Origin of the sequence: Sphingomonas ginsengisoli An et al. 2013, from assembly GCF_009363895.1 — a bacterium.
Taxonomy (GTDB): Bacteria; Pseudomonadota; Alphaproteobacteria; order Sphingomonadales; family Sphingomonadaceae; genus Sphingomicrobium; species Sphingomicrobium ginsengisoli.
Genome location: NZ_CP045434.1, coordinates 861,251 through 873,396, shown reverse-complemented (window position 1 = coordinate 873,396; position 12,146 = coordinate 861,251). Strand labels below are relative to the sequence as shown.

Here is a 12,146-nt window from a genome sequence, read left to right as displayed (position 1 = left end):
GCCGCGAGGCGCCCTTCGACTACAGCCCTGCAGGCTTCCGCTCAGGACGAGCGGATCGCGTTACGCCTTGAGCCGGTAGCCCGTCCGGAAGATCCACCAGATGCCCGCCAGGCAGGCGAGCGCGAAGGCCGCGGTGGCGGCGAGCGCGGTGCCGAACGCCACGTCGGCGGTGCCGAAGAAGGTCCAGCGGAAGCCGTTGATCAGATAGACGACCGGGTTGAACAGCGTGATCTGCCGCCACGTCGGGGGCAGCATGTCGATCGAGTAGAAGGCGCCGCCGAGGAAGGTGAGCGGGGTCACCACCAGCAGCGGGATCACCTGCAGCTGCTCGAACCCCTTGGCCCAGATGCCGATGATGAAGCCGAACATGCAGAAGGTGAAGGCGACCAGCGCGAGGAACAACAGCGCGTAGAGCGGGTGGATGACGATCACCGGCACGAACAGGTGTGCGGTGAGGAAGATCACCAGCGCGACGCTCATCGCCTTGGTCGCCGCCGCGCCGACGTAGCCGAGCACCGTCTCAAACGCCGACAAGGGGGCCGAGAGGATTTCGTAGATGGTGCCGGTGAAGCGCGGCATGTGGATGCCGAAACTCGCGTTGAAGATGCTCTCGGTGAACAGGCTCAGCATCATCAGGCCGGGGACGATGAAAGCGCCATAGGGAACGCCGCCGATCTCGGTCATCCGGCTGCCGATCGCGCTGCCGAAAACGATGAAGTAGAGGCTGGTGGTGATCACCGGGACCGCGAGGCCGGTCCACAGCGTCCGCCGAAACCGGTGCATCTCGAATTTATAGATTGCCCAGACGCCGCGCAGGTTCATCGTGCAAGGTCCTTGCAGAGGGTCACGCTCGTCCCGAGCGACGTCGAGAGGCGCGGTGCGAGACGCCCCTCGACTGCGGCGCTGCGCGCCTCCGCTCGGGGCGAGCGGAGATGGGGGCCGTGGGTCACTTGGCATTCCCCTGGTGGATGAGCCCGACAAAGATGTCCTCGAGGCTGCTGCTCTTGGTGTCGAGGTCCTTGAAGGTGACGCCGGCGTCGCGGACGGCGGCGAGCAGGCTCGGCACGCCGGTCCGCTCGGCCTTGCCGTCGAAGACGTAGGTGAGTTGGGTGCCGTCGTGGTCGAGGCTGAGGTTCCAGTCGCCCAGCGCCGGGGGGATGGCGTCGAGCGGTTCGGCGAGCTGGAGGTGAAGCTCCTTGCGGCCGAGCTTCTTCATCAACTCGTCCTTGTCCTCGACCAGGATCAGCTCGCCGTGGTTGATGACGCCGACGCGGTCGGCCATTTCCTCGGCTTCCTCGATATAGTGCGTGGTGAGGATGATGGTGGTGCCGCGGTCGCGCAGGCGACGGACCATCGCCCACATATCCTTGCGCAGGTCGACGTCGACCCCGGCGGTCGGCTCGTCGAGGAAGAGGATGTCGGGATCGTGCGCCAGCGCCTTGGCGATCATCACCCGGCGCTTCATGCCGCCCGAGAGGTCTTTCAGGATGCTCTTGCGCTTGTCCCACAGCGACAGGTCGCGGAGGATCTGCTCGATCTTGGCGGGGTCGGCGGGCTTGCCGAACAGTTCGCGGCTGAAGCTGACGGTCGAGAGCAAAGGCTCGAACACGTCCATGGTCAGTTCCTGCGGGACCAGGCCGATGCGGGTGCGCGCGTGGCGGTAGTCGTCGCGCCAATGCTTGCCATCGACCAGCACGGTGCCGTCGGTGGCGGTGACCAGCCCGCAGACGATCGAGATCAGCGTGGTCTTGCCGGCGCCGTTGGGGCCGAGGAGCGCGAAGATCTCGCCATGCTTGATGTCGAGGTCGACACTTTTGAGCGCCTCGGTGCCGCTGGCGTAGGCTTTGCGCAGGCCGCGGATCGAAAGGGCGAATTCACTCATTCGACGGGTCCCGGTTCGGTCGGCTCGGCCGTCTCATTATTGAGCCCGTGCTTCAGGAGCATGGGCACGTTGAGGGCGGCGAACAGGAAGGTGAGGGGGATGGCGCCCCAGATTTTGAAGCCGACCCAGAAATTGGTGCTGCTGTGCCGCCAGACAAGCTCGTTGAGCACCGCCATGCCAAGAAAGAAGAACGCCCAGTTGCGCGTGAGCTTGCGCCAGCCCTCGGCATCGAGCCCCGGATAGGCGCTGCCGAGCACCAGCTTGAGCAGCGGCCGACCGGTCCACAGGCCGAAGCCGAGCAGCCCCGCGACGAGCAGATAGTAGAGCGTCGGCTTCATCTTGATGAAGGTCTCGTCGTGCAGCCACAGGGTGAGGCCGCCGAGGATCACCACGGTAACGCCCGAGAACCACAGCAATGGAGAGATCGAGCGGAAGCGGATCGCCGAGTAGATCATCGCCACCACCATCGCGACCATGAAGGCACCGGTGGCGACGAAGATCTTCACCAGCGGATCGACCGGCGCGAAAAAGTTGACGAGGAAGAAGACCAGCAGTGGCCCTAAGTCGATCAGCAGCTTGGAAGCGCCCTGCGGCTCGGCTTTGGTCTTGCCGCTCATTCGTAAAGCCCCGCGATGGCGCGGGCGACCGCGCGGGGATCGAACGGACGGAGGTCCTCGACCCCTTCGCCCACGCCGATCGCGTGGATGGGCAGGCCGAATTTTTCGGCCGCCGCGACCAGCACGCCGCCGCGCGCGGTGCCGTCCAATTTGGTCATCACCAGTCCGGTCACTCCTGCCAGGTCGCGGAACACCTCGATCTGGTTGAGCGCGTTCTGGCCGGTGGTGGCGTCGAGCACCAGCACCACGTCGTGCGGCGCCTCGGGATTGAGGCGGCCGAGCACGCGGCGGACCTTGGCGAGCTCTTCCATCAGGTGGGTCTTGTTCTGCAGCCGGCCGGCGGTGTCGACGATCAGCGCGTCGATGCCGGTGGCGGTCGCCTGCTTGACCCCGTCGTAGACGATCCCGGCGGCGTCGCCGCCTTCCTTGCCGGCGATGACCGGCGCACCGATCCGCTCGCCCCAGATCTTCAATTGCTCGATGGCGGCGGCGCGAAAGGTGTCGCCGGCGGCGAGCGTCACGCCATAGTCCTGCTCCTTGAGCAGGTGGCCGAGCTTGCCGATGGTGGTGGTCTTGCCGCTTCCGTTGACCCCGATCACAAGGATGACGTGCGGGCGGGGGAAACCCCACACGTCGAGCGGCTTGGCGACGGGGGCGAGGATCGCCTCGATCTCCTCGGCGAGGATGGTGCGCAGGCCGCGTTCGTCGAGCTGCTCGAAGCGACGCGCGGCGATCGCGGCGCGGATGCGCTTCGACGCTTCGGGGCCGAGGTCGGAGGCAATCAACGCTTCCTCGATGTCGTCGAGGGTCGAGGTGTCGAGCGCGGCCTTGCTGGTCAGCCCCGACAGATTGTCGCCGAGCCGGTCCGCGGTCTTCTTGAAGCCGCCGGTCAGGCGGTCGAGCCAACTCATTGCTGCAAACTTTCCAGGATCATGCGCCGAAGCGGGCGAGGTCGATCTCGCCTTTGAAGACATAAGTGGCGTCGCCGATCATCCGCACCGGCTGGCCGGGGGTCCAGGCGACCATCAGGCTGCCGCCGGGCATGGTTACCGTGACCGGCGACGTGACGCGCTTCGAGCGGATCGCAGCGACCGCGGTGGCGCAGGCGCCGGTGCCGCAGGCGAGGGTTAGGCCGGCGCCGCGCTCCCACGTCCGCAGCCGGATCGCGCCGCCCGTCACTTGCGCGACGTTGACGTTGATCCGCTCGGGGAAGGCGGGGTCGTGCTCGATGCTCGGGCCGAGGCGGGCGAGGTCGATGGCGTCGAGATCGTCGACGAAGAAGATCAGGTGCGGATTGCCGACGTTGACCGCCATCGGCTTTTCGAGCGGACCCCAGCCCATCGATACCGCCGCGGTGTCCATCGGATAGGTGATCGGGATCTCGTCCCAGGCGAACTTGGGTATGATGAGGTCGACCGCGACCTGGTCGCCGTCGGCCGCGCCGTTGATGACCCCGCCGGCGGTCTCGATGGTGGCGGCGCCGGTCAGCGCGACGACGCAGCGGCTGGCGTTGCCGCAGCTCTGCACTTCGCCGCCATCGTGATTGAAGATGCGCATCCGCAAGTCGGCGACGGCGCTGCGGTCGAGGAGGATGAGCTGGTCGCAGCCGATCCCGGTGCGGCGGTCGGCGAGCGCGCGGGCGAGCGGTTCGGTCACCGTCAGCGGCTCCTCGCGACCATCGAGGATCACGAAGTCGTTGCCGAGACCGTGCATCTTGTGGAAGGGGCGCGCCATGGGTCCGCGCGACTTAGGGACGCGCGGAACCTTAGTCCACCTGCCAGGAGTTTGAGGGGCAATGCCCAGAGCCGCCACCGACGTGATGCAGTCCGTGATCTTTTCCGCGGTGCTCGACGCCATTGCGGCGATCAAGGCCGCGAGCGGTGGGCTGCCCAACAATCTGCTGCGGCAGGTGCAGGCGATCCACGGCAACGTCACCCTCGCCGACCTGCCCAAGGAATTGCAGGACGCGATCGCGGCGAGCACGCGGACGGCGTTCACCGCCTTGCTCAAGGAGGGCTATTCGGTCGCCCCGCGCGATGCCGCGCCGGTGCGGACCGCGCCGCGACAGGGCGAACTGGTCGACCGCGGCGGGCGCAATCCGCGTGGGGCGCGACCGGGCGGCACCGGCGGCCGGCCTGGCGGGCGTCCGGGCGGCCCGGGCGGCGCACCGCGCGGCGGTCGGCCTGGTGGTGGCGGGCCCAGCCGCGGTCCGCGCGGGCCGCGCAAGCCCGACTGAGGTTGAGTTACGCGCGGCGATACGCTAAGCGCCGCGCCGTCTTTACGACAAACCATCATTGAGCGCTCTGCGGAGCACGCTGGCCGGCGAGGTTTCGCCCGCCGGCGTTTTTCGCTTGGCGCTTGGGAGTTCGAGTTGATGTTCGACACGCTGAGCGATCGGCTTTCCGGCGTTTTCGACCGGCTGCGGGGGCGCGGTGCGCTGACCGAGGCGGACGTGCGCGCGGCAATGCGCGAAGTCCGCGTGGCGCTGCTCGAAGCCGACGTCGCGCTCCCCGTTGCGCGCGAATTCGTCGACAAGGCGACCGAGGCCGCGGTCGGGCAGGAAGTGCTCCGCTCGGTTACCCCTGGCCAGCAGGTCGTCAAGATCGTCCACGACGCGCTGGTGGCGATGCTAGGGCCCGATACAGCCGAGCTCAACACCAATGTCGCGCCGCCCGCCGTGATCATGATGGTCGGCCTCCAGGGCTCGGGTAAGACCACGACCACCGCCAAGCTTGCCAAGCGGCTGACCGAGAAGGACCGGAAGAAGGTCCTGATGGCTTCGCTCGACGTCGCCCGCCCGGCGGCGCAGGAGCAGCTCGCAGTGCTCGGGCGCCAGGCGAGCGTCGACACGCTGCCGATCGTCGCCGGCCAGACCCCGGTCCAGATCGCCGAGCGCGCGCTCAATTCGGCGCGCCTCCAAGGCTATGACGTCCTCCTACTCGACACCGCCGGCCGCCTTCACGTCGACGATGCGCTGATGGCCGAGATGAAGGCGGTCAGCGCTGCCTCGAAGCCGGCCGAGACGCTGCTGGTGGTCGACAGCCTGACCGGGCAGGACGCGGTCAACGTCGCCAAGGGCTTCGCCGGCCAGGTCGAGCTCACGGGCGTGGTGCTGACCCGGATGGACGGCGATGCGCGCGGCGGCGCAGCGCTGTCGATGCGCGCGGTCACCGGCAAGCCGATCAAGTTTGCCGGCACCGGCGAGGGCCTGGACGCGATCGAGCCGTTCCACCCGCAACGGGTCGCCGGCCGCATCCTCGGCATGGGCGACGTCGTCAGCCTGGTCGAGCGTGCCGCCGAAACCATCCAGGTCGAGGATGCCGAGAAGCTCGCGGCCAAGATGGCCAAGGGCAAGTTCGACCTCGATGACCTGCGCATGCAGCTCCAGCAGATGCAGCGCATGGGCGGGCTCGGCGCGCTCGCCGGGATGATGCCCGGCTTGAAGGGCGTGAAAGGGGCGATGGAGAAGGCGCAGGACGGCAAGGCGCTGCTCCACCTCGACGCCATGCTGACCTCGATGACGCCCAAGGAGCGGGCGGTCCCGAACCTCATCAACGCCAAGCGCAAGATCCGCATCGCCAAAGGCAGCGGGCGCACGGTCCAGGAAGTGAACAAGCTGCTCAAGATGCACCAGGAAATGGAAGGCATGATGAAGCGGCTCAAGAAGATGGGCGGCCTCGGCAAGTTGGCGGCGATGTTCGGCAAGGGCGGGCTCGAAGGCGCGATGGGCGGCCTGATGGGCGGCGGCGGTGCCGGCGGCCTCGGCGGTGGCAGCGGCGGTCTTCCCGGGCTGCCTGGCGGCCTTCCGCCCGGTGCTCACAAATTTGGCAAGAAATAACAGCAACTCAACGTAAGGAACTGAACAGCATGGCACTTTCCATTCGTCTCGCCCGCGGCGGCGCCAAGAAGCGTCCCTACTACCGCATTGTCGTGGCCGACAGCCGTTCCCCTCGTGACGGCCGCTTCATCGAGAAGCTGGGCACCTACAACCCGCTGCTCGCCAAGGATTCGCCCGAGCGGGTGAAGATGGACGCCGAGCGCGTGTCGCACTGGCTCAAGGTTGGTGCGCAGCCGTCGGACCGCGTCGCTCGCTTCCTCGACGCCGCTGGCGTTCGTGAGCGCGCCGCGCGCAACAACCCGAACAAGGGCAAGCCGGGCGAGAAGGCGACCGAGCGCGCCGAGGAGCGCGCGAGCAAGCAGGCCGAGGCCGCCGAGGCTGCCGCTGCCGCCGCCGCTGCGCCGGCCGAGCCGGAAGTGACCGAGGCGCCCGCCGCCGAGACCGAGGCTCCCGCCGCTGAGACCGCGACCGAAGAGTCGGCCCCGACCCAGCCCGAGCCGGCCGAAGGCGCCGCCGAGGGTGAAGCCGAAGGTTCGGGCGCGCCGACCCAGCCCGAGCCCGCCGAGGGCAGCGACGAGGCCGCTCCGGCCGAAGGCGCCGAAAAGGCCGAGTAATGACCAAGGTTGCCCTCGCTGCGATCGCCGGTGCCCACGGCGTCCGCGGCGAGGTCCGCCTCAAGCTCTTCACCGACACGGTGGCGAGCCTCGCCCGGCACAAAGCGGTGCTCGTCGGCGGGCAGCCGATGACGCTCGAAAAAGCCGCGGGGACGGCCAAGTCGCCGACCGCGCGGCTGGCCGGGGTCGGTAGCCGCGAGGCCGCCGAGGCGCTGCGCGGTCAGCTCATCGAGGTCGAGCGCGCGGCGCTGCCGCCGCTCGAAGAGGGCGAATATTATCATGCCGACCTGCTCGGGCTGGCGGTCGTCGATGGCGAGGGGAGCAGCCTCGGCACCGTTGTCGCGGTCGAGAATTTCGGCGCGGGCGACCTGCTCGAGGTCGCGGATACCGCGGGCAAGCGCGCGCTGGTCCCGTTCCGCCCGGGAATCGCCGACCTCGTCGACGGCAAGGTCGTGATCGACCCGGCCTTTTTGGCTTGAGCTAATTCCGCTCGTCCTGAGCGGAGGCCTGCAAGGCCGAAGTCGAAGGGCGTTTCACAAGACGCCCTTCGACTCGGCTTCGCTCCGCTCAGGACGAGCGACGCGCCTCAACCTCCCGCTTCGATCTTCTCCCGCGCGGTCTCGTCGTCCGCGGGGACGACCGGCTCGCGCAGGAGCGGGCGCTTTTCCGCCAGGTCGTTGCGGATGGTGGTTGCCGCCTGACCGCCTTCGCCCATCGCGTGGCTGATCTGGTCGAGGCCGTGGACCACGTCGCCCGCGGCGTAGAAGCCTTCGACCGAGCTGCGCATCTTCTCGTCGCACAGGACGCAGCCGTCGTCGGCGAGCTTGGCCCCGATCATCTCGGCGAGCTGGGTGTGGGTGTCCGAGCCGAGCGCCGGATAGATGCTGTCGAAGGTCATGAGCCCCGCGGCGCTGTCGACCGTAATGCAGTCGCCGGTGACCCCGATCGCCTCGGCCGGCCCGTTGACCAACGTCACGCCCGCTTCCTCGAGCTTGCGGCGGTCGTCGGTGGCGACGTCGAGCGCTTTGTCGGGCGCGATCAGCGTGACGTCGGCGGTGAAGCTGCGCAGAAACAACGCCTCGCCGACCCCGTTCTTGCCCGAGCCGATAATCCCGACGCGCTTGTCGGTGACCTCATAGCCGTCGCAGATCGGGCAGTAGCGGATGAGGCCGCGGGCCATCGCGTCGTCGTGCAGCTCCATGTCCATCGGCGGTTTGCGGTTGGTGAGGCCGGTCGCGAGCAGCACGGTGCGCGCCTGTACGGGACCGGCGCCCCAATCGGCGGAGAAGAGGTCGCCCTCGCGGTCGAGCCGGTGGACGCGCCCATTCTCCACCCGAGTGCCGTATTTCTGCGCCTGCTCGCGCATCAGGCGGAGCAGCTCGCTGCCCGCGATCCCGTCGGGATAGCCGGCGTGGTTGTGGCTGCACGGAATCCAGCTGGCGCGGCTGTTGCCTTCGTCGACAACGACGATGTCGAGGTGGAAGCGCGACAAATAGATGGCCGCGGTCAGCCCGGCGGGGCCGCCGCCGATGATCAGGCAATCGAGGGGCGGGTGGTTGTCCATGCGGCGGCAATGGCGGGCGGGGATGGTTGTTCCCTCGGGCTGCGACTAGAGCGACTTGCAATGACCTTTCGCGCCACCGTCCTCACCCTCTATCCCGAGATGTTTCCCGGGCCGCTCGGCGTCAGCCTTGCCGGGCGGGCGATGGGCGAGGGGAAGTGGGCGCTCGACACCCGCAACATCCGCGACTTCGCGACCGACAAGCATCGCAGCGTCGACGATACGCCGGCGGGCGGCGGAGCGGGGATGGTGCTCAAGGCCGATGTGCTCGCTGCCGCGCTGGATAGCGTCGCCGACGGCCGACCTATGCTGGCGATGAGCCCGCGCGGGGCGCCGCTGACCCAGGGCAAGGTGCGCGAACTGGCGGCGGGGGAGGGGGCGATCATCCTGTGCGGGCGGTTCGAGGGCTTCGACGAGCGGATCTTCGAGGGCCGCCCGCTCGAGCCGGTGTCGATCGGCGACTATGTCCTGTCGGGCGGCGAGCTTGGCGCGCTGGTGCTGCTCGACGCTTGCGTTCGGCTGCTTCCCGGCGTAATGGGCGCGGCCTCCAGCGGTGAGGAAGAGAGCTTCGAGAAGGGGCTGCTCGAATATCCGCATTATACCCGACCAGTCGACTGGGAAGGGCGCACGATCCCCGAAGTGCTGCGATCGGGGGATCATGCGAAGATTGCCGCGTGGCGACACGCACAGGCGGTCAACGACACACGGCTACGGCGGCCGGACCTGATCGAGCGCCATGGGGGCGCATCGCAGGCACCGCCCTCTGGCGCGCGGCACGAAGACTAGGGCTTATAGTAAGATGAACCTGATCCAGACCCTCGAGCGCGAGCAGATCGACGAGCTGACCGCTGCCCGCGCCATTCCCGAATTCCGCCCCGGCGACACCCTGCGTGTCGGCGTCAAGGTGATCGAAGGCGAGCGCGCCCGCGTCCAGAACTTCGAGGGCGTCTGCATCGCCCGCTCGAACAAGGGCATCGCCTCCAACTTCACCGTCCGCAAGATCAGCTTCGGCGAAGGTGTCGAGCGCGTGTTCCCGCTCTATTCGCCGAGCATCGACACGATCGAGGTCGTCCGCCGTGGCGCCGTCCGTCGCGCCAAGCTCTATTACCTGCGTGGTCGCACCGGTAAGTCGGCGCGTATCGCCGAGCGCCGCGACCCGCGCCGCGAGGGGGCCAAGCAGGCCGCCGCGCCGAAGGCCGAGGGCAGCGACGCGTAAGCGGATCGCTTTCTGGTTTGAAAAAAGGGGTCGCAGCGTCGTGCTGCGGCCCCTTTTTTCGTCATTGCGAGCGCAGCGAAGCAATCCATTCGTGGGCCGAGCACTCGACCGGGGTTGGATTGCTTCGCCTTCGGCTCGCAATGACGATGAGGGTCACAGCTTCAAGCGGCTCACCACGACCGTCGCATCCGGCAGATATTGCGCCCGGGCAAACGCCGGTTGGGCTGCCTTGAGCGGGGCGGCGGCGGGGGGAAGTGCCCAGCGGGTGGCGAGGATCGTCAGCACCACGGGCTTGGGCCCGACCAGCAGCTCGACCACTTGCCCATCGCAGCTGCGTCCGGTGCAGGTGAGCGAATAGCTGCCTTTGCTCTGGCGCGGATCGATACGGCGGAGTTGGCCGGGGGCGCCGAGCCCGAGCACCGTTGCTTTCTCGTCGGCGGTGACCGTGACGCTGTCCGCGCCATTCGCCTGGAGCCGCAGCCGGAGGCGGCGTCCGCCGGGCACGGCGGCCTGCTCGACCGGAATGGCGCTGGCCGGAAGGAGACCTGAGACTGCGGGGGCGGGGGCGACCCAACGCTGGCGGTTGCCGAGCGCGGGGATCGTCTCCAACCGCCAGTGGCCGAACCGGCGCCAGCTCGTCGGCAGCGGCTTGCGGTCGCCGACCACCGACCACACCGGCTGCCGCTCGGCCGGATCGACGACATATTGCAGCGTCCATTGCTGCTGGCGGTCGGCCGAATAGGCCGGGACGAATAGCGCGGGCAGCCAGGCCAGCACGATCAGAGCCGCCGCCGCGCCGAGGGCCGAGCGACGCGTGAGCCCGGCGAGCAGCGGCTTGGCCTCGATCAGCCACGGCAGCAGGACCAGCGCGCCGAACAGCGCGAACAGCCACAGCGGGCCGCCGTTGAGCAAGTCCTGCAACAGCCCGAGCATCGCACCCAGCGTGAAGTAGCAGACCAGTGCCGCGACCAGCGCTGCCGCCGTCTCCCATCCCTTGCCCAGTCGGCCAAGGAGAACTCCGAGCGCCATGATCGCCGGCGGCAGCAGGAAGTAGATCAGCGCCCCGCTGGCGAACCAGGTGAGGATGCAGCCGAGCCCGAGGAACAGCAGCCAGAAGGCGACCCGCGCCCGCTCGACCGACACCCGGCCGGCGAGCGCGAGGAAGCAGAGGCCGGTGGCGACGACCCCGGCGTAGATCGCCAGCTCGCTCCACTGGGGCGCAGCGCGCCAGAATTGCCCTTCGCGCATCGCGCCGACGACGCCCAAGCCGAGGTAGGCGACGGCCGTACCGCAAAGGATCGCGAACAGCAGCGGCAGCGCGAACAGCCCGCGGCGGGCGCTGGCGGCGATCAGCAATGCGAAGGTCAGGCCGGCAGCAACCAGTCCGACCCATAGTGGCAGGACCGCGAGCCCGAAGCCCGGCACGGTCATGAACAGGAGTTCGCCTTCGGTGACTGTCGGGCTTGGCGCACCGGCGAGCCTGGTGGCAACGCTCAAGACCTGGTCGCCCATGTGCTGCAGCGTACGCGGGTCGAGCGCGGCGAGGTCGTCGCCGGGGGAATGGTAGCGGGTCTCGTTGCCGATGGCGGCGAAGTTGAGGGTCAGCCAGTGGCGATCCTCGAAGGTGTTGACGTCGGTGTAATTGGGGATTTGGCGGTAGGCGCTGACCGCCAGGCTGCTCGCGACCGGACCCGCGACCGCGGCCTTGAACAGGCGGACGGGGGCGGCGTTGGGGAGCGAGGTCTCGAACATGTTGACGGGGCCGGTGGTGCCGCGCGCTTCGAGGTTGATCAGGCTGTCGACATTGGCCGCGGCCGGATCGGCATCGATGAACGAGCGGGCGCCGACCAGGCCCAGCTCCTCGCCTTCGTTGAAGAGCAGGATCACCGGGCGCTGGAGCGGACGGTCCTTGAGCAGGCTGGCGACCTCGAGCATGGTCGCGACGCCGATGCCCGCGTCGCTGGCACCCGGCCCGACCGGCACGCTGTCGTAATGCGAGTTGATCAGCAGCGCCTTGCCCGTCGCCGGCCCGAGCGTGACGATGAGGTTGCGGACGCGCGCACAGCCGACGCCGCGCTGCTTGAACAGGCCGTTGCAGGCGAAGCGATCCTGCACCCGCGGCCGGAGGCCCATCGCCTGCAGTTGCGCGATCAGCCGCGCGCGGACGGCGTCGCTGGCGGCGCTGTCGGCGGGATGCGGCCGCTGGTCGCCGAGCACCCGCGCCAGCCGATCCTTGGCGCGGAGGGCGTCGAACTGGCCGGCGGCGCTGGCCGTGCGCAGCGCGGGCGGCTGGCTCAACGAGCGCAGCGCCGCCATGCCGAGCAACAGTCCCGCGACGATCAGCGCCAGGAGGATCCACCGCTGCCGCATGCCTTGCTCCCCCGCCCGTCGAAAAGCCGACGCTTTTGCTTTGCTACC

Annotated in this window: 12 protein-coding genes and 1 pseudogene; 6 read left to right on the top strand and 7 right to left on the bottom strand. The window is 68.6% G+C overall.

Features of this window, described 5'->3' with window-relative positions; genetic code table 11:
- Positions 1-60 precede the first annotated feature (60 nt).
- The 5 genes from GCU42_RS04170 to dapF all read right to left on the bottom strand — a co-directional run bounded on the left by GCU42_RS04170 (position 61) and on the right by dapF (position 4,233).
- Complete coding sequence (locus GCU42_RS04170; protein ID WP_114226369.1) at positions 61-822, bottom strand: ABC transporter permease; 762 nt, start codon at positions 820-822, stop codon at positions 61-63.
- 124 nt (positions 823-946) lie between these two features.
- Positions 947-1,882 (bottom strand): ABC transporter ATP-binding protein, encoded by a 936-nt coding sequence (locus GCU42_RS04165; protein ID WP_114226368.1) that lies wholly within the window; start codon positions 1,880-1,882, stop codon positions 947-949.
- The gene (locus GCU42_RS04160; RefSeq protein WP_114226367.1) at positions 1,879-2,499 is read right to left on the bottom strand and encodes a septation protein A; all 621 of its coding nucleotides are present in this window, start codon (positions 2,497-2,499) and stop codon (positions 1,879-1,881) included. Before GCU42_RS04160 ends, GCU42_RS04165 begins: the two co-directional genes overlap by 4 nt.
- On the bottom strand, positions 2,496-3,410 hold the full coding sequence (gene ftsY / locus GCU42_RS04155; RefSeq protein WP_114226366.1) for a signal recognition particle-docking protein FtsY: 915 nt from the start codon (positions 3,408-3,410) through the stop codon (positions 2,496-2,498). The genes GCU42_RS04160 and ftsY overlap by 4 nt, the downstream gene beginning before the upstream one ends.
- Before the next feature lie 19 nt (positions 3,411-3,429).
- The gene (gene dapF / locus GCU42_RS04150) at positions 3,430-4,233 is read right to left on the bottom strand and encodes a diaminopimelate epimerase (protein ID WP_114226365.1); all 804 of its coding nucleotides are present in this window, start codon (positions 4,231-4,233) and stop codon (positions 3,430-3,432) included.
- 61 nt (positions 4,234-4,294) lie between these two features.
- On the opposite strand from dapF, the gene GCU42_RS04145 reads away from it, so the two are divergent.
- The 4 genes and pseudogenes from GCU42_RS04145 to rimM all read left to right on the top strand — a co-directional run bounded on the left by GCU42_RS04145 (position 4,295) and on the right by rimM (position 7,430).
- Positions 4,295-4,735 (top strand): hypothetical protein, encoded by a 441-nt coding sequence (locus GCU42_RS04145; protein ID WP_152569440.1) that lies wholly within the window; start codon positions 4,295-4,297, stop codon positions 4,733-4,735.
- Between the two features lie 138 nt (positions 4,736-4,873).
- Complete coding sequence (ffh, locus tag GCU42_RS04140) at positions 4,874-6,337, top strand: signal recognition particle protein (RefSeq protein WP_114228898.1); 1,464 nt, start codon at positions 4,874-4,876, stop codon at positions 6,335-6,337.
- A 29-nt stretch (positions 6,338-6,366) separates the two neighbouring features.
- Positions 6,367-6,816 (top strand): annotated as a pseudogene (rpsP, locus tag GCU42_RS04135) (30S ribosomal protein S16); the annotation flags it as partial.
- 134 nt (positions 6,817-6,950) lie between these two features.
- On the top strand, positions 6,951-7,430 hold the full coding sequence (gene rimM, locus GCU42_RS04130; RefSeq protein WP_114228900.1) for a ribosome maturation factor RimM: 480 nt from the start codon (positions 6,951-6,953) through the stop codon (positions 7,428-7,430).
- 107 nt (positions 7,431-7,537) lie between these two features.
- On the opposite strand, the gene GCU42_RS04125 is transcribed toward rimM, so the two are convergent.
- On the bottom strand, positions 7,538-8,515 hold the full coding sequence (locus GCU42_RS04125) for an NAD(P)/FAD-dependent oxidoreductase (RefSeq protein WP_114228901.1): 978 nt from the start codon (positions 8,513-8,515) through the stop codon (positions 7,538-7,540).
- A gap of 60 nt (positions 8,516-8,575) precedes the next feature.
- On the opposite strand from GCU42_RS04125, the gene trmD reads away from it, so the two are divergent.
- Complete coding sequence (gene trmD / locus GCU42_RS04120) at positions 8,576-9,298, top strand: tRNA (guanosine(37)-N1)-methyltransferase TrmD (protein WP_114228902.1); 723 nt, start codon at positions 8,576-8,578, stop codon at positions 9,296-9,298.
- 13 nt (positions 9,299-9,311) lie between these two features.
- Complete coding sequence (gene rplS, locus GCU42_RS04115; protein WP_114228903.1) at positions 9,312-9,728, top strand: 50S ribosomal protein L19; 417 nt, start codon at positions 9,312-9,314, stop codon at positions 9,726-9,728.
- Positions 9,729-9,881: 153 nt separating this feature from the next.
- Here rplS and GCU42_RS04110 read toward each other — a convergent pair whose 3' ends face one another.
- Positions 9,882-12,098 (bottom strand): M20/M25/M40 family metallo-hydrolase, encoded by a 2,217-nt coding sequence (locus tag GCU42_RS04110; protein WP_162789341.1) that lies wholly within the window; start codon positions 12,096-12,098, stop codon positions 9,882-9,884.
- Between the last annotated feature and the right edge of the window lie 48 nt (positions 12,099-12,146).